Annotated in this window: 33 protein-coding genes and 1 tRNA gene; 2 read left to right on the top strand and 32 right to left on the bottom strand. The window is 65.2% G+C overall.

Annotated elements, in window-relative coordinates:
* Window positions 1–62: 62 nt before the first annotated feature.
* Together AACH10_RS04815 and AACH10_RS04810 are read left to right on the top strand one after the other, a co-directional pair.
* Entirely contained in the window at window positions 63–2,975 is a 2,913-nt protein-coding gene (locus tag AACH10_RS04815; protein ID WP_341409235.1) for an AAA domain-containing protein, read from the top strand.
* Between the two features lie 167 nt (window positions 2,976–3,142).
* Window positions 3,143–4,162 (top strand): hypothetical protein, encoded by a 1,020-nt coding sequence (locus AACH10_RS04810; protein ID WP_341409234.1) that lies wholly within the window; start codon window positions 3,143–3,145, stop codon window positions 4,160–4,162.
* A 473-nt stretch (window positions 4,163–4,635) separates the two neighbouring features.
* Here AACH10_RS04810 and AACH10_RS04805 read toward each other — a convergent pair.
* The 32 genes from AACH10_RS04805 to AACH10_RS04650 all read right to left on the bottom strand — a co-directional run.
* Window positions 4,636–4,712: transfer RNA gene (locus AACH10_RS04805), tRNA-Met, on the bottom strand.
* A gap of 53 nt (window positions 4,713–4,765) precedes the next feature.
* Window positions 4,766–6,547, bottom strand: a complete 1,782-nt coding sequence (dsbD, locus tag AACH10_RS04800) for a protein-disulfide reductase DsbD (protein WP_341409233.1) — start codon at window positions 6,545–6,547, stop codon at window positions 4,766–4,768.
* A gap of 253 nt (window positions 6,548–6,800) precedes the next feature.
* The gene (gene rplQ / locus AACH10_RS04795) at window positions 6,801–7,193 is read right to left on the bottom strand and encodes a 50S ribosomal protein L17 (RefSeq protein WP_341409232.1); all 393 of its coding nucleotides are present in this window, start codon (window positions 7,191–7,193) and stop codon (window positions 6,801–6,803) included.
* A gap of 98 nt (window positions 7,194–7,291) precedes the next feature.
* The gene (locus AACH10_RS04790) at window positions 7,292–8,290 is read right to left on the bottom strand and encodes a DNA-directed RNA polymerase subunit alpha (protein ID WP_341409231.1); all 999 of its coding nucleotides are present in this window, start codon (window positions 8,288–8,290) and stop codon (window positions 7,292–7,294) included.
* 161 nt (window positions 8,291–8,451) lie between these two features.
* Window positions 8,452–9,075 carry a 30S ribosomal protein S4 gene (gene rpsD, locus AACH10_RS04785; RefSeq protein ID WP_341409230.1) on the bottom strand — a complete coding sequence of 208 codons (624 nt, stop codon included), beginning with the start codon at window positions 9,073–9,075 and terminating at the stop codon, window positions 8,452–8,454.
* A gap of 203 nt (window positions 9,076–9,278) precedes the next feature.
* Window positions 9,279–9,683 (bottom strand): 30S ribosomal protein S11, encoded by a 405-nt coding sequence (gene rpsK / locus AACH10_RS04780; RefSeq protein ID WP_260788810.1) that lies wholly within the window; start codon window positions 9,681–9,683, stop codon window positions 9,279–9,281.
* Between the two features lie 36 nt (window positions 9,684–9,719).
* Window positions 9,720–10,085, bottom strand: a complete 366-nt coding sequence (gene rpsM / locus AACH10_RS04775) for a 30S ribosomal protein S13 (protein ID WP_341409229.1) — start codon at window positions 10,083–10,085, stop codon at window positions 9,720–9,722.
* A 53-nt stretch (window positions 10,086–10,138) separates the two neighbouring features.
* On the bottom strand, window positions 10,139–10,252 hold the full coding sequence (gene rpmJ, locus AACH10_RS04770; protein ID WP_035036301.1) for a 50S ribosomal protein L36: 114 nt from the start codon (window positions 10,250–10,252) through the stop codon (window positions 10,139–10,141).
* Window positions 10,253–10,343: 91 nt separating this feature from the next.
* Window positions 10,344–11,654 carry a preprotein translocase subunit SecY gene (gene secY, locus AACH10_RS04765; protein ID WP_341409228.1) on the bottom strand — a complete coding sequence of 437 codons (1,311 nt, stop codon included), beginning with the start codon at window positions 11,652–11,654 and terminating at the stop codon, window positions 10,344–10,346.
* Between the two features lie 25 nt (window positions 11,655–11,679).
* Window positions 11,680–12,111: a 50S ribosomal protein L15 gene (gene rplO, locus AACH10_RS04760; RefSeq protein ID WP_341409227.1), complete on the bottom strand. Its 432-nt coding sequence runs from the start codon at window positions 12,109–12,111 to the stop codon at window positions 11,680–11,682.
* 27 nt (window positions 12,112–12,138) lie between these two features.
* Window positions 12,139–12,321 (bottom strand): 50S ribosomal protein L30, encoded by a 183-nt coding sequence (gene rpmD, locus AACH10_RS04755; RefSeq protein ID WP_260788813.1) that lies wholly within the window; start codon window positions 12,319–12,321, stop codon window positions 12,139–12,141.
* Window positions 12,322–12,343: 22 nt separating this feature from the next.
* Entirely contained in the window at window positions 12,344–12,862 is a 519-nt protein-coding gene (gene rpsE / locus AACH10_RS04750) for a 30S ribosomal protein S5 (protein WP_341409226.1), read from the bottom strand.
* A gap of 23 nt (window positions 12,863–12,885) precedes the next feature.
* A complete protein-coding gene (gene rplR, locus AACH10_RS04745; protein WP_341409225.1) occupies window positions 12,886–13,248 on the bottom strand; it encodes a 50S ribosomal protein L18 in 363 nt (120 codons plus the stop codon).
* Between the two features lie 10 nt (window positions 13,249–13,258).
* Window positions 13,259–13,792 carry a 50S ribosomal protein L6 gene (gene rplF, locus AACH10_RS04740; RefSeq protein ID WP_341409224.1) on the bottom strand — a complete coding sequence of 178 codons (534 nt, stop codon included), beginning with the start codon at window positions 13,790–13,792 and terminating at the stop codon, window positions 13,259–13,261.
* A gap of 20 nt (window positions 13,793–13,812) precedes the next feature.
* Window positions 13,813–14,208 carry a 30S ribosomal protein S8 gene (gene rpsH, locus AACH10_RS04735; protein ID WP_341409223.1) on the bottom strand — a complete coding sequence of 132 codons (396 nt, stop codon included), beginning with the start codon at window positions 14,206–14,208 and terminating at the stop codon, window positions 13,813–13,815.
* A 27-nt stretch (window positions 14,209–14,235) separates the two neighbouring features.
* A complete protein-coding gene (gene rpsN / locus AACH10_RS04730; RefSeq protein WP_341409222.1) occupies window positions 14,236–14,541 on the bottom strand; it encodes a 30S ribosomal protein S14 in 306 nt (101 codons plus the stop codon).
* Window positions 14,542–14,549: 8 nt separating this feature from the next.
* Entirely contained in the window at window positions 14,550–15,089 is a 540-nt protein-coding gene (gene rplE, locus AACH10_RS04725) for a 50S ribosomal protein L5 (RefSeq protein WP_341409221.1), read from the bottom strand.
* An 11-nt stretch (window positions 15,090–15,100) separates the two neighbouring features.
* Window positions 15,101–15,418, bottom strand: coding sequence for a 50S ribosomal protein L24 (gene rplX / locus AACH10_RS04720; protein ID WP_341409220.1), 318 nt, complete (start codon window positions 15,416–15,418; stop codon window positions 15,101–15,103).
* A 27-nt stretch (window positions 15,419–15,445) separates the two neighbouring features.
* Window positions 15,446–15,814 carry a 50S ribosomal protein L14 gene (gene rplN, locus AACH10_RS04715; protein WP_341409219.1) on the bottom strand — a complete coding sequence of 123 codons (369 nt, stop codon included), beginning with the start codon at window positions 15,812–15,814 and terminating at the stop codon, window positions 15,446–15,448.
* A gap of 241 nt (window positions 15,815–16,055) precedes the next feature.
* The gene (locus tag AACH10_RS04710) at window positions 16,056–16,571 is read right to left on the bottom strand and encodes a peroxiredoxin (RefSeq protein WP_341409218.1); all 516 of its coding nucleotides are present in this window, start codon (window positions 16,569–16,571) and stop codon (window positions 16,056–16,058) included.
* Window positions 16,572–16,690: 119 nt separating this feature from the next.
* Window positions 16,691–16,957, bottom strand: a complete 267-nt coding sequence (gene rpsQ, locus AACH10_RS04705) for a 30S ribosomal protein S17 (RefSeq protein ID WP_341409217.1) — start codon at window positions 16,955–16,957, stop codon at window positions 16,691–16,693.
* Window positions 16,954–17,157 (bottom strand): 50S ribosomal protein L29, encoded by a 204-nt coding sequence (gene rpmC / locus AACH10_RS04700; protein WP_341409216.1) that lies wholly within the window; start codon window positions 17,155–17,157, stop codon window positions 16,954–16,956. The genes rpsQ and rpmC overlap by 4 nt, the downstream gene beginning before the upstream one ends.
* Window positions 17,158–17,171: 14 nt before the next feature.
* Window positions 17,172–17,588 carry a 50S ribosomal protein L16 gene (rplP, locus tag AACH10_RS04695; protein ID WP_341409215.1) on the bottom strand — a complete coding sequence of 139 codons (417 nt, stop codon included), beginning with the start codon at window positions 17,586–17,588 and terminating at the stop codon, window positions 17,172–17,174.
* A 12-nt stretch (window positions 17,589–17,600) separates the two neighbouring features.
* Window positions 17,601–18,419, bottom strand: a complete 819-nt coding sequence (gene rpsC, locus AACH10_RS04690; protein WP_341409214.1) for a 30S ribosomal protein S3 — start codon at window positions 18,417–18,419, stop codon at window positions 17,601–17,603.
* A gap of 17 nt (window positions 18,420–18,436) precedes the next feature.
* Window positions 18,437–18,766: a 50S ribosomal protein L22 gene (rplV, locus tag AACH10_RS04685; RefSeq protein ID WP_341409213.1), complete on the bottom strand. Its 330-nt coding sequence runs from the start codon at window positions 18,764–18,766 to the stop codon at window positions 18,437–18,439.
* 13 nt (window positions 18,767–18,779) lie between these two features.
* Entirely contained in the window at window positions 18,780–19,055 is a 276-nt protein-coding gene (gene rpsS, locus AACH10_RS04680) for a 30S ribosomal protein S19 (RefSeq protein WP_341409212.1), read from the bottom strand.
* Between the two features lie 12 nt (window positions 19,056–19,067).
* Window positions 19,068–19,892, bottom strand: a complete 825-nt coding sequence (rplB, locus tag AACH10_RS04675) for a 50S ribosomal protein L2 (protein ID WP_341409211.1) — start codon at window positions 19,890–19,892, stop codon at window positions 19,068–19,070.
* Between the two features lie 3 nt (window positions 19,893–19,895).
* Window positions 19,896–20,210: a 50S ribosomal protein L23 gene (gene rplW, locus AACH10_RS04670; RefSeq protein WP_341409210.1), complete on the bottom strand. Its 315-nt coding sequence runs from the start codon at window positions 20,208–20,210 to the stop codon at window positions 19,896–19,898.
* On the bottom strand, window positions 20,207–20,827 hold the full coding sequence (gene rplD, locus AACH10_RS04665) for a 50S ribosomal protein L4 (protein ID WP_341409209.1): 621 nt from the start codon (window positions 20,825–20,827) through the stop codon (window positions 20,207–20,209). Before rplD ends, rplW begins: the two co-directional genes overlap by 4 nt.
* Complete coding sequence (gene rplC / locus AACH10_RS04660) at window positions 20,827–21,504, bottom strand: 50S ribosomal protein L3 (protein ID WP_341409208.1); 678 nt, start codon at window positions 21,502–21,504, stop codon at window positions 20,827–20,829. Before rplC ends, rplD begins: the two co-directional genes overlap by 1 nt.
* Window positions 21,505–21,694: 190 nt before the next feature.
* Window positions 21,695–22,006, bottom strand: coding sequence for a 30S ribosomal protein S10 (gene rpsJ / locus AACH10_RS04655; protein WP_210801696.1), 312 nt, complete (start codon window positions 22,004–22,006; stop codon window positions 21,695–21,697).
* Window positions 22,007–22,018: 12 nt separating this feature from the next.
* Window positions 22,019–22,495 (bottom strand): EF-Tu C-terminal domain-related protein (locus AACH10_RS04650; protein ID WP_341409207.1); only part of this gene is annotated, 477 nt, incomplete at its 5' end.

The raw sequence follows: 22,495 nt of genomic DNA, 5'->3' as shown, positions 1-22,495 counted from the left end.
GGTTCAACGCATCTGGTGTGGGTCGAGTCTTGGGGAAGGTTCGACAAGACCGAGCCAAGCTGGTGGCGTGGCTGGGCTACCCAGTGCGCCTGCGCCGCCATCGCACGCCGCGGTGGGAGGGCTTCTTCGTTGAGCCCTTGCTGTTGTGGCGCATCGAGTTGGGTGACCAGGGCGGCGATCTGCCGCGCATTGAAGATGACGCGCCGTTGCTGAATGCCAAGTTCCTGCGGTCGGTCGCGATGGGCGATGGAATTCAGCTGGCCGAAGAGACAGCGCGCCTGACCGACGAGCTTGGCCTCAATGTGGCGATGGCTGACCTGCCGGAGGCGGAGGAGATCGTCGAACGCTTGGCTCGAATTCGGCCGGACTGGGACTGGAAGGAGAACCTGGATCCGGCGGGCTGCCAAGGTGGCACACCATTGGCCGAGATCACAGAAGAGGGCATCTACAACCGGGCGATTGTGCTGCCGGGCGAGCGATCGCCGTTCACGCAAGGTCTGGAGACCGAGCTCAAGGCCCTGGGCGGTGTAAGCGAGGCAAGCTTTAACGGCACCGCCTTGGGTCGTTGGCTGTCCGGCGTGGTCGAAGCGGGCGAGCGACAGGCCGACCTCGAGCCACTCATCGAGGTGTTGCCCATGAACACCGAGCAGCGAGCGGCCGTTCGCACGGCCCTAACCGCGCCGCACACAGTGGTCACCGGGCCGCCGGGCACGGGCAAGTCGCAGGTGGTGACCAATCTCCTGGTCAATGCGGCTTGGCGCGGCATGAAGGTGTTGTTCGCCAGCAAGAACAACAAGGCTGTTGATGTGGTCGAGGCCCGCGTTAACGGCCTGGGCAATCGGCCGGTACTCCTCAGATTGGGCTCCAAGGAGTACCAGGCCAAGGTGGCGGGCTACCTGACGCAGTTGTTGGCAGGAAGCCCGGGCGCAGAAGACAAGCAGAACTACGAGGAAGGCCTCGAACGACACCGCGGCCTGGCCGCCAGGTTGGCTGAACTGGATCGCGCGCAACAGCTGACTCTGGAAGCCAGAAACACGGCCGATCGGTTGGACGCCGAGGCCGATGACGCACGCCATCTGTTCGGGCAAAGGCTGGCCGCCGTCGACGAGCCCGCGGTGCGCCGGGCCACCAGCGATCTTGCCGCGCTGGAGCAGGCACTGGGCCGCGCTGACCGCTCTAGGCAGGGCATGTTGACGCGCCTGTTCTGGACACTGGCGTTGCCGGGCCGCCTTCGTAGCTTGGATGCAGCCGTGGCCGCTGTGGCGCCATCTGCCAATGTCTTGGGTGTACCCCTGCCGCAGGCGGCCACGGAGCCGGCCCTCCCTGAGTTCGCGAGTGCCACGCGCGAATGGGGGCGCCGCCTGGAAGCGGCAAACAAGTTGCTCCGCTACCGGCAAGCGCTGGATGTGCTGAAGCACAGCCCTTCGTTCGAAGACATTGCCAAGCAGCGAACGACCCTCGCGGAGCAAATCGCGCAGAACTCCCAGCGCCTATGGCGCGACTGGGTTCAGCTGGCTCCCACGAGATTGACGCACGCGCAGCGCAAGGATGTGGCGGACTACGCCGCCGTATTGCAACTCATCACCGGCCCGGATGCCGAGCGTGTGCATGGGTCGGTTCGCCAGCGGGCGCGCGAGCTGCAGAGCAAGGTGACCGAGTTGTTCGCCTGTTGGGCCGTTACGTCGCTTTCGGCGCGGGGACGGGTGCCGTTCGAGCCGGGGTACTTTGACCTGGTAGTCATCGACGAGGCCAGCCAGTGCGACATCGCCTCCGCCTTGCCTCTGCTGTATCGAGCGAAGCGCAGCGTGATCATCGGCGACCCGCAGCAGCTCAAGCACATCAGCGCGCTGAGCAAGCCGCGGGACAGCGAGTTGCAACACAAGCATGGCCTGGTCGACACGCGGGTGGGATGGATGTACTCGGTGTCGTCGCTCTACGACGTGGCCGCCAGCGTGGTGCCGCAGCAGGCCATCGTGAACTTGCGGGACCACCATCGATCGCATGCCGACATCATCGAGTTCTCGAACCGCGCGTTCTACGAAGGACGATTGCGAGTGGCGACGCGGTACCGCCAGTTGAAGCGGCCGCGCAATGCCGAGCCCGGCGTGGTGTGGCAGGACGTGCGGGGCAAGGTCACGCGTCCGGCCTCGGGTGGCGCGCAGAATGCGCAGGAAGCGCGCGCACTCGTGGCGGCGCTGGAAGACCTGGTGGTCACGCGCGCCTACGACGGGACGGTCGGTGTCGTGACGCCGTTTCGAGCGCAGGCGCAGCTGCTCCAGCAGTTGGTGGAGGGCAGCGATGGCCTGACTTCGGCAAGGGAACGGTGCGACCTGCTTGTGGACACCGTGCACCGCTTCCAGGGTGATGAACGCGATGTGATGTTCTTTTCACCGGTCGTGTCGAGCGACATGCCGACTGGTGGGCTGGGCTTTCTGCGCAGCAACGGCAATCTATTCAACGTGGCGATCACGCGGGCGCGCGGCCTGCTGCACGTGGTGGGGGACAGGGCGGCGGCATCCTCGTCAGGTGTCGACTACCTCGCCGACTTTGCGGGGTATGTGTCAGCGCTTGATGGGGCCGCTGGCCGCCGACATGAACCGCCGGATCCCGTGTCGCTGGGTGCTGAATATCCGCAGGTGGCTAGACCCGAGCGGGTTTCTGATTGGGAACGCGTCTTCTACCGTGCCCTCTATGCTGCCGGCGTGCGGCCGATTCCGCAGTACTCGGTCGAGCAGTACGACCTGGACTTCGCTGTGATCATCGGCGACCGGATGTTGAACATCGAGGTCGATGGCGAGCGTTACCACCGCAGTTGGACCGGCGAGCTCTGCCTGCGGGATCAGCTTCGCAACCAGCGGCTCATCGAGCTGGGATGGGAGGTCAAGCGCTTCTGGGTCTATGAGGTGCGCGACAGCCTGCATGAATGCGTCGAGGCAGTCGCGCGCTGGGTGCGTAACTCAAGGGGGGCGGCCTGAACTCGCCCATCAAGCCCCAGGCGCGCTCCGGCGCCGTCAGCGAAGAAACTAGCGCGAGCCGCGCGCGCCCCAAACGGCATGCAGTCGGCAGGCCCAAGCCATTGCCTATGTGCAGCGTCTTCCTTCTGGCCCCCTCCGCTGGCTTGCAGCTCGACGGGCTGCCAACCATGCGGGAGATGTTCAAGGCGGAGGGGTTCGAGCATCAATACAGAGTGGTCGAGCCACTGATGCACGGACACGCACCAGAATCCTGGCCCAAAGTGCTTCGAGCAGCCAAGGTCTTCTTGCCAAGCGACGGGCCGGATGCGCTGAAGACGATTCGGCGTGCCCTTTACGAGGCAGACCCGTTGGCCCAGGAAGAGGTGAGCTCATGGGGTGTCTGGGAGGCAGCGCGTCAAGGCCTGGGATCCATCGACGACACATTGCTCGGCTGGACCATCTCGCACTGTGTTGAAGTTGAGCGCGCGGCGGGCGAGGCCGAGAAGTTGATCGGCCGCGGGGACTTCCACGGCGCCGCCGCGTCCATCAGGCGCAGCGACATTCTGGGCTCCTACATGAGCGAGCGGATGGCGGAGGACTTGGCAGGTGCGCGAAGCGATGCGGATTCGTTGCGTTCGCGTGTGGCAGCCCTATTCGAGTTTCAGGTCTCGCAGGTGGCCAGGGTTGAGGTGCGCCTTAGAGTGGAGCGAGCGCCGCTGAATGTAGGCGGGTTTCTTCCACTCCTGGTGCTTGCGAAGAACGGTCGCTGCCGCCCGGGCGGCGAGTTCTTGCGCTGGCTACAGCGTCGGCGCGGTCTGCCCACGATCAAGAGCGTGCTGGACCACAGCGCTGCTCAATCGAAGGCCGGCTTTGGCCCCGTGAACGAAGCGACCCTGAAGCGTTGGAGCAGCGGCGCCAGCTTCCCGACCAAAGAAAAGCTGAAGGCACTCGTCCGTGCGCTGGCGACAACGCCGAGTAGCGAGGAGCCAGACGCCAATGAGTTGGAAGCAGCTTGGTACCAGTTCTGGGCTGCACGCCGATTTAACCTGGTGCTGACGCTTGCCGAGCAGATTGTCGACCGGGACCAGGCAGTACCCGAGAGCCGCCGATTGCTCTACCTGATGGACACCGACAGCATCGATGAGTGGAGCCGCCGCCGGTATGCGTGGTGGTTGGCCTACTGGGCCGAGCGGGCCGTTCCAGCATGAAGTGCGCCGGACCGACAGGCGGCCCGGCGCAAACAGGTCTTCCGCGCCTACGTCTTGGACGGGTTGTTGCCGCGGCCGCCGCCGGACGGATTGCCCGTCTTGCTGGGGCCGTTGACCGGCGTGTTGTTGGCGGTCAGGTGGACTTGATGGACGATGGCCATGTGATGACTCCTTTGCGGTTGTTGCACCGGGACATCCGATGCAAGGAGCACACGGTAGCGATCGGGTCTCGTCGCGTCGGTAGCAAAGTTTGGTGCGTTCGGGCACCGCTTCGTTGACTCGACGCTGGCCAAAACTCGCTACTCAGGCGAAGGAGATGGGCACGTCGCCCAACGGTCGTTTTGGTTCACGTTGGCAAACCGCTGGGCACGGCCCGGGCACGAAGTGGGCACAGGGTGGGCACAAAGCAAAAAGCCACCCGGCTGGGTGGCTTCCGCTTCGCAGTTAACTCGTTGATCTAGCTGCTGTTTTTTTGGTTGCGGGGGCAAGATTTGAACTTGCGACCTTTGGGTTATGAGCCCAACGAGCTACCAGGCTGCTCCACCCCGCGACTGAAGCTAGCAGTATAGCAGCGATTTCGAGATCTGCAAACTTTTCTTCAACTCACAGTCCCGCGGTGCCCAGGGTGCGCCCGAAGCGGGCGGCATCCTGGAAGCCGATGGCCCGCGCAGCCGTGATTTCCTGGCCCTGGCCGTTGAAGAACAGCGTGCCGGGCGGGCCGAACAGGCCGAAGCGCTTGAGCAGGGCGCGCTGGTCCTCGGTGTTGGCCGTCACGTCGGCCTTCAGCAGCACCGCCGCCTGCATGCGGCGGGCGATGCCGGCATCGCGGAAGGTGAAGCGCTCCATCTCCTTGCACGACACGCACCAGTCGGCATAGAAGTCCAGGATCAGCGGCTGGCCCGCCGCGGCGCGCAGCGCGTCGTCGAATTCGGCCTGGCTGCGAATGACGCGGAAGGCTGGCCCTTCCGCCTGCGCCGCGCGCGCACCACCGGCCAGATGGCCCAGCGGCTGCAGTGGATCGCGCCCGCCCGAAGCCGCGCCCACGATCTGCGCCAGGCCCCAGGCCAGCGCCGCCAAGCCCAGCGCCCGCGTGAGGCTGTTGCGCAACGCGTGCTGGTGCGGCGCATGGGGCGCGAAGGGCTTCATCAGGTAGCCCAGCAGCAGCAACAGCAGCCCCCACAGCCCCAACGCCAATTGCGCGGGCAGCAGCGGCTGCGCCACCCACAGCGCCACGGCCAGCATCAGCACGCCGAAGAAGCGCTTGACCGCCTGCATCCACGGCCCGGCCTTGGGCAACCAGCGGCCTGCCGATGCGCCCAGCAGCAGCAGCGGCACGCTCATGCCGGCCGTCATCGCAAACAGCGCACTGCCGCCCAGCACTACGTCGCGGCTCTGGCTGATGAACACCAGGGCACCGGCCAGCGGGGCGCTGACGCAGGGGCTGACGATCAGGGCCGACACGCCCCCCATCGCGAACACGCCAGCCAGCTGGCCGGCGCGCAGCCGGTTGCACTTGGCCGTGAGCTGGGTGGTCATCACCGCCGGCAGTCGCAGCTCGTAGACGTCGAACATCGACAGCGACAGCGTGGCCAGCAGCGCCGCGAAGATGCCGATGGCCAGCGGTGTCTGCAGCGCGGCGCCGAAGCCCTCGCCGGCCAGACCGGCGGCCACGCCGAGCGCGGTGTAGACCAGCGCCATGCCGAGCGAGTAGCTGCCCGCCAGCGCCAGGCCGCGCACACGCGACGGCGCACAGCCACTGCCTACGATCAGCGACGACAGGATGGGCAGCATCGGCAGCACGCAGGGTGTCAGGCTCAGCAGCAGGCCGAGCACGAAGAACACACCCACCACTCGCCAGACATGCCCGCCGCGCAGCACCTCGCCAACGGCCGCGTCATCCAGCCAGTGGCTGCTGCGGCCCGCCCCCGCACCGGCGGCGCCCGTCCCGCCTGGCGCGGCAGACGAGGCGGCGGCCGGATCGAGCTGGAAGGCCACCGTCTGCGGGGGGTAGCACAACCCGGCGTCGGCGCAGCCCTGCACCACCACCTCCAGCTTGAAGGCGCCTGCGGCCTGTGTGACCGGCGCCCCCACCTGCAGCGTGCCGCGATAGGTTTCGACGTTCTTGCCGAAGTTCGCGTCGAACTTCACCTTGCCGGCGGGCACCTCCAGTGGCCCCAGCGTGGCCCCTTCGGCCGTGACCCGCAGTGGCTCACGGTACAGGTAGTAGCCGTCGGCGATGCGCACCTGCACCTCGGCGCGTTGTGCCGAGATCATCGCCGCCTGCACCCGGAAGGCCTCCTCGGGGGGCAGGAACTGATCAGCCGCCCAGGCCGGTGCGCCCAGCCACAACAGGCACAGACTGACCAGACCGGCCCAACAGGCCACCAGCCAACGGCGAAGCGCGGTCGGCTCAGGCCACCTCGGGGCAGCAGCGGGAGCCGGTGCTCCCTGGCGATACGGCAACATCATCACAGCGAAGGATTCTGGCCCCGTGCCGAGGTTCCGCGCCGGCGCGGCGAATGAAACCCCTGGACGCACGCGCCATGAAAAAAGCCAGCCCGAAGGCTGGCTCTTTGGGAGGCCCGGCACACCGCGGTAGATCCGCTGGCGCGCATGGCCTCTGCCGTCCTGCCGAGGCTTACTCGGCGGCGGCTTCTTCGGCGGCGGCCGGCTCGGCGCGGTCCACCAGCTCGACGAAGGCCATCGGGGCGTTGTCGCCCACGCGGAAGCCCATCTTCAGGATGCGGGTGTAGCCGCCCGGACGGGTGGCGAAGCGCGGACCCAGATCGCCGAACAGCTTGACCACGGCGTCGCGGTCGCGCAGGCGCGAGAAGGCCAGACGCTTGTTGGCCAGCGTGGGCTCCTTGCCCAGCGTGATCAGGGGCTCGACGACGCGACGCAGTTCCTTGGCCTTGGGGACCGTGGTCTTGATCGCTTCGTGCGTGATCAGCGAGACGCACATGTTGCGCAGCATCGCTTGACGATGCTCGCTGGTGCGGTTGAGTTTGCGAAGGCCGTGACGATGGCGCATGGTGCTTTCCTTTCGTTATCGAACCCCGGCCGTTCCAGGTACCGGGGCGTGCACTCTGGCCAGACCGAGGTCTGGCCGGTGGTTGGACGCGCTGACGATCAGCGCTTGTCCAGGTTCTGCGGGGGCCAGTTCTCGAGACGGGCACCCAGGGTGAGGCCGCGCGAGGCCAGCACTTCCTTGATCTCGTTGAGCGACTTGCGACCCAGGTTCGGGGTCTTCAGCAGCTCGGTCTCGGTGCGCTGGATCAGGTCGCCGATGTAGTAGATGTTCTCGGCCTTCAGGCAGTTGGCCGAACGCACGGTCAGTTCGAGCTCGTCGACCGGGCGCAGCAGGATCGGGTCGTGCGTCGGGGCCGCGGCACCCACGCCGGTGACACCGCTGATGCCGCCGGACAGATCCACGCCTTCCAGACCGGCGAAGACCGCCAGCTGGTCCACCAGGATCTTGGCCGAGGCACGGATCGCTTCCTCCGGCGTCACAGCGCCGTTGGTCTCGATCTCCATGACCAGCTTGTCCAGGTCGGTGCGCTGCTCGACACGGGCGTTCTCCACGGCGTAGCTGACGCGCTTGACCGGCGAGAACGAGGCGTCCAGCACGATGCGGCCGATGCTCTTGGTCGGCTCATCGCCGTAGCGGCGCAGGTTACCCGGCACATAGCCGCGGCCCTTTTCGACCTTGATCTGCATGTCCAGCTTGCCGCCCTGGGCCAGGTGGGCAATGACGTGCTCGGGATTGATGATCTCGACGTCGTGCGGGACCTGGATGTCGGCGGCCGTGACCGGGCCTTCGCCTTCCTTGCGCACCACCAGCGTCACTTCGTCGCGGTTGTGCAGGCGGAAGACCACGCCCTTCAGGTTCAGCAGCAGGTGCACGACGTCTTCAGCGACGCCGTCCACGGTGGAGTACTCATGCAGCACGCCGGCGATCGTGACCTCGGTCGGCGCATAACCCACCATCGACGACAGCAGCACGCGGCGCAGGGCGTTGCCCAGCGTGTGACCATAGCCGCGCTCGAACGGTTCCAGAGTGACCTTGGCGCGGTGGTTGCCGAGCGGCTCGACGTGGATGGCTTTGGGTTTCAGCAGATTGGTTTGCATCGAGTCCTGTTCCTCTCAATACCCTCGGCTCGTTACACCGATAAGGCTGGCGGACCATGCCGGGCTGGTTTGTGCGTCCGCTCCGTGCCCGGCACGCGAAGCGGCGAGCAGGGCCTGCCGCGCCGCACACCCAAGGCGTGCGCCGCCGCGGCCCGATGGCATTAGCGCGAGTACAACTCGACGATCAGCGATTCGTTGATCTCGGCGCCGAATTCGTCGCGGTCCGGGGTCTTCTTGAACACGCCCTCGAGCTTGGCGCCGTCAACCTGCACCCAGCCCGGCATGCCGATCGACTCGGCCAGCTTCACGGCGTCGATGATGCGCAGCTGCTTCTTGGCCTTCTCGCGCACCGACACCACATCACCGGCCTTGACCAGGTACGAGGGGATGTTCACGCTCTTGCCGTTGACCAGGATGGCCTGGTGCGACACCAGCTGGCGCGCTTCGGCGCGGGTCGAGCCAAAGCCCATGCGGTAGACGACGTTGTCCAGACGCGATTCCAGCAGCAGCAGCAGGTTGGCGCCGGTGTTGCCCTTGCGGCGCTCGGCCTCGGCGAAGTAGCGGCGGAACTGGCGCTCCAGCACACCGTACATGCGCTTGACCTTCTGCTTCTCGCGCAGCTGCACACCGAAGTCGGAGGTGCGCTGGCCCGAGGTGCGGCCATGCTGGCCCGGCTTGCTCTCGAACTTGGCCTTGTCGCTGATGGCGCGGCGGGCGCTCTTCAGGAAAAGGTCGGTGCCTTCACGGCGGGACAGTTTGGCCTTGGGGCCGAGGTAACGTGCCACGGATGTTCCTTCTGGGATGTGTCTGACGCGAGGCTGGGTCGCGCGAGTCTGGCGTGTGTTGTTCGATCGCTCAGACGGTGGGCTTGCGGGGTGCCGACGGCCCCCAACGAAATCGCCGGCCAGTGCAAAGCACCCGCCGGCTGTCGGAAAACTCTACATTGTAGCAGTGCGGCCGCGCAGGCGGCCGGCACCAGCGCGCGGCATCAGATGCGGCGGCGCTTCTGCGGGCGGCAGCCGTTGTGCGGCACGGGCGTCACATCGCTGATCGAGTTGATGCGGATGCCCAGCGCGGCCAGCGCGCGAACCGACGATTCACGGCCAGGGCCGGGGCCCTTGATCCGCACGTCCAGGTTCTTGATGCCCTGTTCCTGAGCGGCGCGGCCGGCCACTTCGGCAGCCACCTGGGCCGCGAAGGGGGTCGACTTGCGCGAGCCCTTGAAACCCTGGCCGCCCGACGAAGCCCACGACAGGGCGCCGCCTTGACGGTCGGTGATGGTGATGATGGTGTTGTTGAACGAGGCATGCACGTGAGCGATGCCGTCCGCGACGTTCTTGCGGACCTTCTTGCTCACGCGGCGGGCCGCGTTATTGGCAGGTGCTTTGGCCATGTCGAATCTCGGTCAGGGGCTGTTCAGTGCGGCGGCTTACTTCTTGAGCGCGGCGGCACCCTTGCGCGGACCCTTGCGGGTGCGGGCGTTGGTGCGCGTGCGCTGGCCGCGCATCGGCAGGCCACGGCGATGGCGGAAGCCGCGATAGCAGCCGAGGTCCATCAGCCGCTTGATGTTCATCGTGGTCTCGCGACGCAGGTCGCCCTCGATGGTCATCTTGTTGATCTCGTCACGGATCTTCTCGAGTTCCGCGTCGTTCAGATCCTTGATCTTCTTGGCGTAAGGCACACCGACCGCGTCGCAGATCTTCTGGGCGGTGGCACGGCCGATGCCGTAGATGGAAGTCAGGCCGATTTCGGCGTGCTTGTGCGGCGGGATGTTGATGCCGGCAATACGAGCCATGGTTCTAAGTCCTTGGGTTCAATTCGTCGCGATGCGTCAGCGGCGAGGGCTCATCAGCCCTGGCGCTGCTTGTGACGCGGATCGGTGCAGATCACGCGCACCACGCCCTTGCGGCGGATGATCTTGCAATTGCGGCACATCTTCTTGACCGATGCAGAGACTTTCATCGTCTTCTCCTATGGCGCCTGTACCGCACTCGGCATCGCAGGCGCAAATCAACTGGGGCAGCGCCTGGGCGGTCAGACCCTGGCGCGCCATTCAACTTGCCTTGAAGTTGGCCTTCTTCAGCAAGGATTCGTACTGCTGGCTCATCACGTAGCTCTGGACTTGCGCCCAGAAGTCCATCGTGACCACCACGATGATCAGCAGCGAGGTGCCACCGAAGTAAAACGGAACGTTGTACTTCAGCACCAGGAACTCGGGCAGCAGGCAGACGAGCGTGATGTACACGGCGCCAGCCAGCGTCAGACGACCCAGGATCTTGTCGATGTGGCGCGCCGTCTGCTCACCCGGGCGGATGCCCGGAATGAAGGCGCCGCTCTTCTTCAGGTTGTCCGCGGTTTCGCGGCTGTTGAAGACCAGGGCCGTGTAGAAGAAGCAGAAGAACACGATCATGGCCGCGTACAGCAGCACATAGATCGGCTGCCCCGGCGACAAGGCCGACGACAGATCCTTCAGCCAGCGCAGGCCGTCACCAGTGGCGAACCAGCCCACCACCGTGGCCGGCAGCAGGATGATCGACGACGCGAAGATCGGCGGGATCACGCCCGACATGTTCAGCTTCAGGGGCAGGTGCGACGACTGGCCGCCGTACACCTTGTTGCCAACCTGGCGCTTGGCGTAGTTGACCAGGATCTTGCGCTGACCCCGCTCGACGAACACCACGGCGAAGGTGACGAACACCACCAGCGCGATGATGAAGATCGCCGCCACCGGGCCCATCGCACCGGTACGCACCAGCTCGAACAGACCGCCCACCGCACTCGGCAGACCCGCGGCGATGCCGCCGAAGATCAGGATCGAGATGCCGTTGCCCAGACCGCGCTCGGTGATCTGCTCACCCAGCCACATCAGGAACATCGTGCCGGCCGTCAGGCTGACCACGGTGGTGATGCGGAAGCCGAACCCCGGGTTCAGCACCAGACCAGCAGAACCTTCCAGCGCCAGCGCGATGCCCAGCGACTGGAACAGCGCCAGGCCGACCGTGCCGTAGCGGGTGTACTGCGTGATCTTGCGCCGACCCGCCTCGCCTTCCTTCTTCAGCGCCTCGAGTGTCGGCACCACGTAGCCCATGAGCTGCATGATGATCGACGCCGAGATGTAGGGCGTGATGCCCAGCGCGAAGACGGCAAAGCGCTGCAGCGCGCCGCCGGAGAACATGTTGAACAGGTTCAACACGCCGCCGGCGTTGCTCTTGAAGAGCTGCTGCAGCTGGTTCGGGTCGATGCCCGGGACCGGGATGTGGCCGCCGATGCGATAGACCACCAGGGCCAGCACCAGAAAGACCAGTCGGCGACGCAGGTCGCCGAACTTGCCACTCTTGGCCAGCTGGTTTGCCGAGGTTGCCAAAACGCGGGTCCTTCAGCAGGAACGATCAGGCCAGCGAGCCGCCGGCCGCTTCGATGGCGGCCTTGGCGCCGGCGGTTGCGCCGATGCCCTTGAGCACCACCTTGCGGGTGATGGCGCCGCTCTTGATGACCTTCACGTTGCGAACCAGCTCAGCCACCAGGCCAGCGGCCTTGAGCATCAGCAGATCCACTTCGTCCTGGCCCAGCAGTTCGAGCGCCGTCAGGCTGATCTCGCCGTTGAACTTCAGGTTGTGCGACTTGAAGCCACGCTTGGGCAGGCGACGCTGCAGCGGCATCTGGCCGCCTTCGAAGCCCACCTTGTGGTAGCCACCGGCACGCGACTTCTGGCCCTTGTGGCCACGGCCTGCGGTCTTGCCCAGGCCCGAGCCGATGCCGCGACCGACGCGGCGGCGCGGCTTCTTGGAGCCAGCGCCGGGCTTGATGGTGTTCAGTTCCATGATTGTCCTCTTGATGCGGCGGGGGCTTTACAGCACCTGCACCAGGTAGGCGATCTTGTTGATCATGCCGCGCACCGCGGGCGTGTCCTCGAGCTCGCTGACGCTGTTCATGCGACGCAGGCCCAGACCACGCACCGTGTCACGGTGCGACTGCTTGCAGCCGATCGGGCTCTTGACGAGCTTGACCTTCAGGGTTTTCTTGTCCGACATGGAGTTCTCCGTCGCAGTCGAATCAGTTGAAGAGGTCTTCAACCGACTTGCCGCGCTTGGCCGCCACTTCGGACGGCGTGGTCGAGCGGCGCAGGGCGTCCAGCGTGGCACGAACCATGTTGTACGGGTTGGTCGAACCGAGGCTCTTGGCCACGATGTCGGTCACACCCATCACCTCGAACACGGCGCGCATCGGGCCGCCGGCGATGATGCCGGTACCAGCCGGCGCGGGGGCCAGCAGCACCTTGGCAGCGCCGTGCTCACCGCGCACGTTGTGGTGCACGGTGCCGTTCTTCAGGGCCACCTTGAACATGCCGCGGCGGGCCGATTCCATGGCCTTCTGCACTGACACCGGCACTTCCTTGGCCTTGCCCTTGCCCATGCCGATGCGGCCATCGCCGTCACCAACCACGGTCAGCGCCGCGAAGCTCAGCGTGCGGCCGCCCTTGACGACCTTGGTGACGCGGTTGACCGCGATCATCTTTTCCTTCAGGCCGTCGTCGTTGCCTTCGGCCTGGGCGCGGGGAGTGAACTTTGCCATTTGCTTGATTCCTTATCGCCGCATCAGAACTGCAGGCCGGCTTCGCGAGCCGCCTCGGCCAGCGCCTTCACGCGACCGTGGTAAGCAAAACCAGCGCGATCGAAGGCAACCTTCTCGACGCCAGCGGCCTTGGCCTTCTCGGCAATGCGCTTGCCCACCAGCACGGCGGCAGCGGTGTTGCCACCCTTGTCCTTGCCGATCTGCTCGCGCACTTCCTTCTCGACCGTGGAGGCCGAGGCCAGCACCTTGGCACCGTCGCCAGTGGTGACACTGGCGTAGATGTGCAGGTTGGTGCGGAAAACGGTCAGTCGCACGGCGCCTTGATCGGCGATGCGGGCGCGGGTCTGACGAGCGCGACGAAGGCGCTGTTCCTTCTTGTTCAGCATGATCAGACCCTCACTTCTTCTTGGTTTCCTTGATCACCACGCGCTCATCGGCGTAGCGGATGCCCTTGCCCTTGTAAGGCTCGGGGGGACGGATAGCGCGCACTTCGGCGGCGATCTGGCCCACGACCTGACGGTCGGCACCCTTGATCAGGATTTCGGTCTGGCTCGGGGTCTCGACCTTGATGCCGGCGGGCATGTCCTTGACCACCGGATGCGAGAAACCAATCTGCAGGTTCAGCTTGGTGCCCTGGGCTTGCGCGCGGTAACCCACGCCGACCAGGTTCAGCTTCTTCTCGAAGCCCTTGCTGACACCCGTGACCATGTTGTTGAGCAGCGCACGCATCGTGCCGCTCATGGCATTGGCCTCGGCGCTGTCATTGGCCGGAGCCAGCTTCAGCACCGCACCATCCTTCTCGATGGTGACCAGCGAATTGGCCGAACGGCTGAGGGTGCCGTTGGCGCCCTTGACCGTGATTTGATCGGCCGAGATCTGCACGTCCACACCCTGCGGGACGGCGATCGGCATCTTTCCAACGCGGGACATTGTTGCCTCTCCTTCGTCCGTCAGGCCACGTAGCACAGGACTTCACCGCCGACGCCCGACTGGCGCGCCTTGCGGTCGGTCATCACGCCCTTCGGCGTGGTGACGATGGCCACGCCCAGGCCGTTCATGACCTGGGGAATCTCGTCGCGGCCCTTGTAGATGCGCAGGCCGGGACGGCTGACGCGCTCGATGCGCTCGATGACGGGACGGCCGGCGTAGTACTTCAGCGCCACTTCCAGCTCGCTCTTGCCACCGTCGGCGTTGATCTTGAAACCGTCGATGTAGCCCTCGTCCTTCAGGACTTGGGCGATTGCCACCTTCAGCTTCGACGAGGGCATCACGACGACAGCCTTCTGCACCATCTGCGCATTGCGGATGCGCGTCAGCATGTCGGCGATCGGATCACTCATGCTCATTGCGATATCTCCTGCTCGTGCCCGCGCTTACCAGCTGGCCTTGGTCACGCCCGGGATGTCGCCCTTGAAGGCGAGCTCACGGATCTTCATGCGGCCCAGGCCGAACGTACGGAACACGCCGTTGGGACGACCAGTCAGTTCGCAGCGATTGCGCAGACGGGTCGGGTTGGCGTTGCGGGGCAGCTTCTGCAGCTCCAGGCGGGCGAGGTAACGTTCCTCGTCCGACTTCTTGCTGTCGGCGATGATGGCCTTCAGCTCGGCGTACTTCTTCGCGTACTTGGCGACCAGCTTCTCGCGCTTTTCTTCACGCTGCTTGAGGGAAAGTTTGGCCACAAAGCACCTCAGTTCTTGAACGGGAAGCGGAAGGCAGCCAGCAGCGCCTTGCACTCTTCGTCGGTCTTGGCGGTGGTGGTGAAGCTGATGTTCAGGCCACGCAGCGCGTCGATCTTGTCGTACTCGATCTCGGGGAAGATGATCTGTTCCTTGACGCCGACGTTGTAGTTGCCGCGGCCATCGAACGAACGACCCGAGATGCCGCGGAAGTCACGCACGCGCGGCAGCGCGATGGTGACGAAGCGGTCGAGAAACTCGAACATGCGCACACCGCGCAGGGTCACCATGCAGCCGATGGGCAGGTTCTCGCGGATCTTGAAGCCCGCGATGGCCTTGCGGCTCTTGGTCACCACCGGCTTCTGGCCGGCGATCTTGGTCAGGTCGCCAACGGCGTGATCCATGACCTTCTTGTCAGCCACCGCCTCGCTCACACCCATGTTGAGCGTGATCTTGGTCAGGCGCGGGACTTCCATCACCGACTTGTAGCCGAACTTGGCGGTCAGGTCAGGAACGACCTTCTCGCGGTAAAACTGTTGCAGACGAGCCATGAGGAACCTCGTTACGCCTTGATCTCTTCGCCGCTGGACTTGAAGACGCGGACCTTCTTGCCGTCGGCCAGCACCTTGATGCCCACGCGATCACCCTTGCCAGTGGCCGGGTTGAAGATCGCGACGTTGGATTGGTGAATGGGCATGGTCTTGTCGACCACACCGCCCGTCGTGCCCTTCATGGGGTTGGGCTTGACGTGCTTCTTCACCACGTTGACACCCTCGACGACGATCTTTTCCTCGTCGACGCGCAGCGTCACGGTGCCGCGCTTGCCCTTGTCGCGACCCGTGGTCACGATGACCTGGTCGCCCTTGCGAATCTTGTTCATGGCTTGAAGTCCTTTGACCTGCGCGCGTTACAGCACTTCAGGTGCCAGCGACACGATCTTCATGAAGCGCTCGGTACGCAGTTCACGCGTCACCGGGCCGAAGATGCGGGTGCCGATCGGCTCGAGCTTGCCGTTCAGCAGCACGGCGGCATTGCCGTCGAACTTGATCAGCGAGCCATCCTGGCGGCGCACACCCTTGGCGGTACGCACCACCACTGCGCTATAGACCTCGCCCTTCTTGACGCGGCCACGCGGAGCGGCTTCCTTGATCGACACCTTGATGATGTCGCCGATGCCGGCATAACGGCGCTTGGAACCACCGAGCACCTTGATGCACATGACGGACTTCGCGCCCGTGTTGTCAGCGACGTCGAGTCGCGATTGCATTTGGATCATGTGTGTCCCCAACTTGATCCGCAAACCCCTGGCACTTGGCGCGCCTTCGGCAAGCAGATCAGTCTTGGGCCCGTCATCACCTGCAGAAGCACCCGCAGGCTTTGGTTGGGCGGATCCGCCTGGGCCCCGATACGCGAATACGCACGGCACACCAAGCGGCGAAGCTGCGGATTATGGCAGCGCAGCAATGGCCGTGTCAAGCGGCCATTGCAATTCTTCTTTCGGGCTGGCGCGAGACCGCTCAGCCCTTGAGCTGCCGGGCCTGGGCCAGCAGGGTGGCTGCGTCCGACACCTCGAACTTGCCGGGGCCCTCGACGTTCAGCGTCTTGACCACACCATCGACGACCAGCATCGAATAGCGGTTGCTGCGCAGGCCCAGGCCGCGTGCGGCCAGGTCCAGCGTGAGACCGGTGGCGCGGGCGAAATCGGCACTGCCATCGGCCATCATGCGCACCTTGCCTGCCGTCTGCTGCTCGCGGCCCCAGGCACCCATCACGAACGCATCGTTGACGCTGACGCACCAGATCTCGTCGACGCCCGCGGCACGCAGCGCGTCGGCCTGCTCCACGTAACCCGGCACATGCTTGGCCGAACAGGTGGGCGTGAAGGCGCCCGGCAGCGCGAACAGCGCGATGGTCTTGCCGGCCGTGGCCTTGGCGATGTCAAACGGGTTGGGACCGATCGAGCAGCCCTCGCCCTCGACTTCCACAAACTCGAACAGGGTGCCGGCAGGCAGCTTGTCGCCAACTTGGATCATCGGTGTCTCCTGGAATGAGAAAGGCCATCGCCAAACGACGACGGCCGGAGCGCCAGTATCCCAGCGTTCCGGCCGTTCAGGCCTCCGGGCGGAGGCGAAGCCCCCGCACCGTTTACGGCTTAGACCAGGCCAGCCTTGGCCACCAGACGGGTCACCGTCCAGTTCTTGGTCTTGCTCAGCGGACGGCTCTCGGCGATCTCGACGGTGTCACCCATCTTGTATTCGCCGTTCTCGTCATGCGCGTGGTACTTGCGCGACTGGCCGACGATCTTGCCGTAGAGCTCGTGCTTGACACGGCTCTCGACCAGGACGGTGACGGTCTTGGCGCGCTTGTCGCTGACAACGCGACCGATGAGGGTGCGCGTGTTCTTCTGGGCTTCGCTCACTTGGCGGCTCCCTTCTTCTTCTCGGCCAGGATGGTCTTGGCGCGCGCGATGTCACGACGGGTCTTGCCCAGCTGAGACGTGTTGTTCAGCTGTTGGGTACCCTTCTGCATGCGCAGGCCGAAGTGGGCCTTCAGGAGGTCGGTGACCTCCTTCTCGAGGCCGGCGACGTCCTTCGCGCGGAGATCGGATGCTTTGGTCATGGTGGTCTCCGTGATCACGTGCCGACGTGGCGCGCGACGAAGGTGCAGCGCAGCGGCAGCTTGGCAGCGGCCAGCGTGAAGGCCTCGCGGGCCAGCGCTTCGGGGACGCCGTTGATCTCGTACAGCACCTTGCCCGGCACGATCTCGGCCACGTAGTACTCGGGGTTGCCCTTGCCGTTGCCCATACGGACTTCGGCCGGCTTCTGCGAGATCGGCTTGTCGGGGAAGATGCGGATGAAGATACGGCCACCGCGCTTGATGTGGCGCGAGATGGCACGACGGGCGGCTTCGATCTGGCGGGCCGTGATGCGGCCGCGCTCGGTGGCCTTCAGGCCGAAGTCACCGAACGACACGTTGGCGCCACGGGTGGCGACGCCGGTGTTGCGGCCCTTCTGTTCCTTGCGGTACTTGCGACGTGCTGGTTGCAGCATGTTCTCAACTCCTTAGGCGGCGCCACCGGGCGCGACCTTGCGGACGCGCTTGACGGCGGGCTGGCCTGCACCGGCGTCGGCCGGACGGGCATCGCTGCGGGGGCCGCGACGATCAGCACCCGGGGCACCCGGACGCGGACCGCGGCGCGGACGGCGCTCTTCTTCCTGGGCCTGGGGCTGCTGGGCGCCCGGCGCGTCACCACGGCCGAGGTTGTCGCCACGGTAGACCCACACCTTGACGCCGATGACGCCGTAAGTGGTCTTGGCTTCGGAGAAACCGTAGTCGATGTCGGCGCGCAGCGTGTGCAGCGGCACGCGACCTTCGCGGTACCACTCGGTGCGGGCGATTTCGATGCCGTTCAGGCGGCCGGCGCTCATGATCTTGATGCCCTGGGCGCCCAGGCGCATCGCGTTCTGCATCGCGCGCTTCATGGCGCGGCGGAACATGATGCGCTTTTCCAGCTGCTGGGTGATCGAGTCGGCGATCAGCTGAGCATCGATTTCCGGCTTGCGGATTTCTTCGATGTTCACGGCCACCGGCACGCCCAGACGCTTGGTCAGTTCGGCCTTCAGGTTCTCGATGTCCTCGCCCTTCTTGCCGATCACCACACCCGGACGTGCCGAGAAGATGGTGATGCGGGCGTTCTTGGCGGGGCGCTCGATCAGGATGCGCGAAACCGCGGCATTCTTGAGCTTCTTCTTGAGGAACTCACGCACCTCGAGGTCTTCGGCCAGCATGCCCGCGAAGTTGCGGTTCGATGCGTACCAGCGCGAAGCCCAGGCACGGGTCACCGCCAGGCGGAAGCCGGTCGGATGGATCTTCTGTCCCATGTTCTTCCCTCAGCCTTTCAGTTGCCGACCGTCACGTAGATGTGACAGGTGGGCTTGCTGATGCGGTTACCGCGGCCCTTCGCACGGGCGGCGAAGCGCTTGAGCGTGGCACCCTGCTCGACGTAGATGGTCTTGACCTTCAGTTCGTCGATGTCGGCACCGTCGTTGTGCTCGGCGTTGGCGATGGCCGACTCCAGAGCCTTCTTCACGATGCCGGCGGCCTTCTTCTGCGTGAAGGTCAGGATGTTCAGGGCCTGGTCCACCTTCTTGCCACGGATCAGGTCGGCCACGAGGCGACCCTTGTCCACGGAGAGGCGAACGCCACGAACGACTGCTTTCGTTTCCATCGTCGTGACTCCCTTACTTCTTGGCCTTCTTGTCCGCCGGGTGACCCTTGAACGTGCGGGTCAGGGCGAACTCGCCGAGCTTGTGGCCGACCATCTGGTCGGTCACGTACACGGGCACGTGTTGCTTGCCGTTGTGCACGGCGATCGTCAGACCGATGAAATCGGGCAGGATCGTCGAGCGACGCGACCAGGTCTTGATCGGCTTCTTGTCCTTGGTGGCCACGGCCTTCTCGGCCTTGGCCAGCAGGTGGTGGTCCACGAACGGACCCTTCTTGAGCGAACGAGTCATGTTCAGTGCCCCTTACTTCTTGCGACGCGAGACGATCATGCCCTGCGTGCGCTTGTTGTTGCGGGTGCGATAGCCCTTGGTCAGCGTGTTCCACGGCGACACCTGGGCACGACCCTCGCCGGTACGGCCTTCGCCGCCACCGTGCGGGTGGTCCACCGGGTTCATCGCGACGCCTCGCACGGTCGGGCGGATGCCCTTCCAGCGGATGGCACCGGCCTTGCCGTACTGGCGCAGGTTGTGTTCCTCATTCGACACTTCGCCGATGGTGGCGCGGCAGTCGATGTGGATCTTGCGCACTTCACCCGAGCGCAGGCGAACCTGGGCGTAGATGCCTTCGCGGGCCATCAGCGTGACGCTGGCGCCAGCCGAACGGGCGATCTGAGCACCCTTGCCCGGCAGCATCTCCACGCAGTGGATCGTCGAACCCACGGGGATGTTGCGGATGGGCAGCGTATTGCCAGCCTTGATCGGGGCCTCGGCGCCGCTCAGCAGCGTGGCGCCCACTTCGAGACCGCGCGGGGCGATCACGTAGCGGCGCTCGCCGTCGGCGTAGCAGACCAGCGCGATGTGGGCGGTGCGGTTCGGGTCGTACTCGATGCGCTCGACCTTCGCCGGGATGCCGTCCTTGTTGCGCTTGAAGTCGACGACGCGGTAGTGGTGCTTGTGGCCACCACCCTTGTGACGCATCGTGACATGGCCGTTGTTGTTACGACCAGACTTCTGCTTTTGCGGCTCGAGCAGCGAAGCCTCGGGCGCGCCCTTGTGCAGGTGCTTGTGCACCACCTTGACCACGGCACGGCGGCCGGGCGAAGTGGGCTTGACTTTGACGACGGCCATGACTTACGCAGCCTCCCCGGAGAAGTTGAGCTCCTGGCCCGGCTTCAGCGACACATACGCCTTCTTGGCGTGGTCGCGGCGGCCGATGCGGCCACCGAAGCGCTTGACCTTGCCCTTTTGGTTGGCCACGGTCACGCCAGCCACTTCGACCTTGAACAGCAGCTCGACAGCGGCCTTGATCTCGGGCTTGGTGGCGTCGCGCAGCACCTTGAAGAGCACCTGGTTGTGCTTCTCGGCAACGTTCGTGGCCTTTTCGGACACGATCGGAGCGATCAGCACCTGGGCCAGACGGCCCTCGGCGAACTTGGGAGCGGTCATGCGAACATCTCCTTGAGCTGCTCGATCGCGGCCTTGGTCACCAGCACCTTCTTGTAGAAGACCAGCGACAGGGGATCGGCATAACGCGGCTCGACCACCAGCACGTTGGCCAGGTTGCGCGAGGCCAGCGCGAGGTTGTCATCGACAGCGTCAGTGATGACCAGCACCGAGTCCAGGCCCATGGCCTTGAACTTGGCAGCCAGCAGCTTGGTCTTGGGGGCTTCGACCGAGATCGAATCCACCACGGCCAGACGGCCGTCACGGGCCAGCTGCGACAGGATCGACGCCATGCCGGCGCGGTACATCTTCTTGTTCAGCTTCTGCGAGAAGTTCTCGTCAGGCTTGTTCGGGAAGATGCGACCGCCCCCGCGCCACAGCGGCGACGAGGTCATACCGGCGCGAGCGCGGCCGGTGCCCTTCTGGCGGAACGGCTTCTTGGTCGAGTGGTGAACTTCGGCGCGGGTCAGCTGGGCACGGGTACCCTGGCGGGCGTTGGCCTGGTAGGCCACGACCACCTGGTGCACCAGGGCTTCGTTGTAGTCACGCGCGAACACGGTGTCGGGAGCATCCACCTTGGCGGTGGCCTGGCCCTGTTCGTTCAGGAGCTCGAGTTGCATCACTGGGCTCCCTTCGCCTTGGCCTTGATCGCGGGACGCACGGTGACGAAGCCGGTCTTGGCACCCGGAACGGCGCCACGCACCAGCAGCAGCTGGCGGGCTTCGTCGACGCGCACGACGTCGAGGTTCTGGGTGGTGACGGTCACGTCGCCGAGGTGGCCGGACATCTTCTTGCCCGGGAACACGCGGCCCGGATCCTGCGCCATCGAGATCGAACCCGGCACATTGTGCGAACGGCTGTTACCGTGCGACGCGCGCTGCGAGCCGAAGTTGTGGCGCTTGATGGTGCCGGTGAAGCCCTTACCGATCGAGGTGCCCTGCACGTCGACCTTCTGGCCCACGGCAAACAGGGTCACCGGCACGGTGGCGCCAGCGGCGTACTGGCCGACCACATCGGCCGGCACGCGGAATTCCTGGAGGATCTCACCGGCTTCCACACCCGCCTTCGCGAGGTGGCCGGCTTCCGGCTTGGTCACGCGCGATGCCTTGCGCGAACCGAACGCCACCTGGAGGGCGTTGTAGCCGTCGGTGGCCTCAGTCTTGACCTGGGCGATGCGGTTGTTCGACACGTCGAGCACCGTCACGGGGATGGCATCGCCATCGTCCGTGAAGATGCGCATCATGCCGACCTTGCGGCCCAGCAAACCGAGGCGATAGCCTGCAGCGGCTGTCGTCATGGCTCTTCTCCAGCCTCCAACGATTGGGAGGCCTCTGTTTCAAACACCCGACATCGATTGGCCGGGGGCGGTATGCGTGCCACACAGGCTTGTGAAGCACGCGAGCGCCGGACCCTTTCGGGCTCGGCGCAAAAGCTGGCGATTCTAGCGCGTTTGCAGGAAAACCCGCAAGCGCGCTGGGCACGCTGGATTACTGCAGCTTGATCTCGACGTCCACACCGGCCGGCAGGTCGAGCTTCATCAGCGCGTCCACGGTCTTGTCGGTGGGGTCGACGATGTCCATCAGGCGCTGGTGCGTGCGGATCTCGAACTGGTCGCGCGAGGTCTTGTTGACGTGCGGCGAACGCAGGATGTCGAAACGTTGCATGCGCGTCGGCAGGGGCACGGGGCCCTTGACGATGGCGCCGGTGCGCTTGGCGGTGTCAACGATCTCGAGCGCGGACTGGTCGATCAGCTTGTAATCGAAGGCCTTCAGTCGGATGCGGATCTTTTGCTTGGACATGTCCGCTCCCGATTACTCGATGATCTTGGCCACGACGCCGGCGCCGACGGTGCGGCCGCCTTCACGGATGGCGAAGCGCAGGCCTTCTTCCATCGCGATCGGGGCGATCAGCTTCACGGTGATGCTGACGTTGTCGCCAGGCATGACCATTTCCTTGTCCTTGGGCAGCTCCACCGCGCCGGTCACGTCCGTCGTACGGAAGTAGAACTGCGGACGGTAGTTGTTGAAGAACGGCGTGTGACGGCCGCCTTCTTCCTTGCTCAGCACGTAGATCTCGGCCGTGAAGTGCGTGTGCGGCTTCACCGAACCCGGCTTGCACAGCACCTGGCCGCGCTCGACGTCTTCGCGCTTCGTGCCGCGCAGCAGGATACCGACGTTGTCGCCGGCCTGGCCCTGGTCCAGCAGCTTGCGGAACATTTCCACGCCGGTGCAGGTGGTCTTGGCCGTCGGGCGGATACCGACGATCTCGATTTCCTCGCCGACCTTGAT

Origin of the sequence: Pseudaquabacterium inlustre, from assembly GCF_038066595.1 — a bacterium.
Classification (GTDB): Bacteria; Pseudomonadota; Gammaproteobacteria; order Burkholderiales; family Burkholderiaceae_C; genus Pseudaquabacterium; species Pseudaquabacterium inlustre.
This window is presented reverse-complemented; position numbering and strand designations above follow the sequence as displayed.

Coding starts and splice junctions, on each gene's coding strand:
- AACH10_RS04810 (WP_341409234.1), top strand. CDS start 3,143: ATGCGGGAGATGTTCAAGGCGGAGGGGTTCGAGCATCAATACAGAGTG.
- rplQ (WP_341409232.1), bottom strand. CDS start 7,193: ATGCGCCATCGTCACGGCCTTCGCAAACTCAACCGCACCAGCGAGCAT.
- AACH10_RS04790 (WP_341409231.1), bottom strand. CDS start 8,290: ATGCAAACCAATCTGCTGAAACCCAAAGCCATCCACGTCGAGCCGCTC.
- rpsK (WP_260788810.1), bottom strand. CDS start 9,683: ATGGCCAAAGCACCTGCCAATAACGCGGCCCGCCGCGTGAGCAAGAAG.
- rpsM (WP_341409229.1), bottom strand. CDS start 10,085: ATGGCTCGTATTGCCGGCATCAACATCCCGCCGCACAAGCACGCCGAA.
- rpmJ (WP_035036301.1), bottom strand. CDS start 10,252: ATGAAAGTCTCTGCATCGGTCAAGAAGATGTGCCGCAATTGCAAGATC.
- rplO (WP_341409227.1), bottom strand. CDS start 12,111: ATGGAACTGAACACCATCAAGCCCGGCGCTGGCTCCAAGAAGCCGCGC.
- rpmD (WP_260788813.1), bottom strand. CDS start 12,321: ATGTCGGACAAGAAAACCCTGAAGGTCAAGCTCGTCAAGAGCCCGATC.
- rpsE (WP_341409226.1), bottom strand. CDS start 12,862: ATGGCAAAGTTCACTCCCCGCGCCCAGGCCGAAGGCAACGACGACGGC.
- rplR (WP_341409225.1), bottom strand. CDS start 13,248: ATGCTGAACAAGAAGGAACAGCGCCTTCGTCGCGCTCGTCAGACCCGC.
- rplF (WP_341409224.1), bottom strand. CDS start 13,792: ATGTCCCGCGTTGGAAAGATGCCGATCGCCGTCCCGCAGGGTGTGGAC.
- rpsH (WP_341409223.1), bottom strand. CDS start 14,208: ATGAGCATGAGTGATCCGATCGCCGACATGCTGACGCGCATCCGCAAT.
- rplE (WP_341409221.1), bottom strand. CDS start 15,089: ATGGCTCGTCTGCAACAGTTTTACCGCGAGAAGGTCGTTCCTGACCTG.
- rplX (WP_341409220.1), bottom strand. CDS start 15,418: ATGAACAAGATTCGCAAGGGCGACCAGGTCATCGTGACCACGGGTCGC.
- rplN (WP_341409219.1), bottom strand. CDS start 15,814: ATGATCCAAATGCAATCGCGACTCGACGTCGCTGACAACACGGGCGCG.
- AACH10_RS04710 (WP_341409218.1), bottom strand. CDS start 16,571: ATGATCCAAGTTGGCGACAAGCTGCCTGCCGGCACCCTGTTCGAGTTT.
- rpmC (WP_341409216.1), bottom strand. CDS start 17,157: ATGACCAAAGCATCCGATCTCCGCGCGAAGGACGTCGCCGGCCTCGAG.
- rplP (WP_341409215.1), bottom strand. CDS start 17,588: ATGCTGCAACCAGCACGTCGCAAGTACCGCAAGGAACAGAAGGGCCGC.
- rpsC (WP_341409214.1), bottom strand. CDS start 18,419: ATGGGACAGAAGATCCATCCGACCGGCTTCCGCCTGGCGGTGACCCGT.
- rplV (WP_341409213.1), bottom strand. CDS start 18,766: ATGGAAACGAAAGCAGTCGTTCGTGGCGTTCGCCTCTCCGTGGACAAG.
- rpsS (WP_341409212.1), bottom strand. CDS start 19,055: ATGACTCGTTCGCTCAAGAAGGGTCCGTTCGTGGACCACCACCTGCTG.
- rplB (WP_341409211.1), bottom strand. CDS start 19,892: ATGGCCGTCGTCAAAGTCAAGCCCACTTCGCCCGGCCGCCGTGCCGTG.
- rplW (WP_341409210.1), bottom strand. CDS start 20,210: ATGACCGCTCCCAAGTTCGCCGAGGGCCGTCTGGCCCAGGTGCTGATC.
- rplD (WP_341409209.1), bottom strand. CDS start 20,827: ATGCAACTCGAGCTCCTGAACGAACAGGGCCAGGCCACCGCCAAGGTG.
- rplC (WP_341409208.1), bottom strand. CDS start 21,504: ATGACGACAGCCGCTGCAGGCTATCGCCTCGGTTTGCTGGGCCGCAAG.
- rpsJ (WP_210801696.1), bottom strand. CDS start 22,006: ATGTCCAAGCAAAAGATCCGCATCCGACTGAAGGCCTTCGATTACAAG.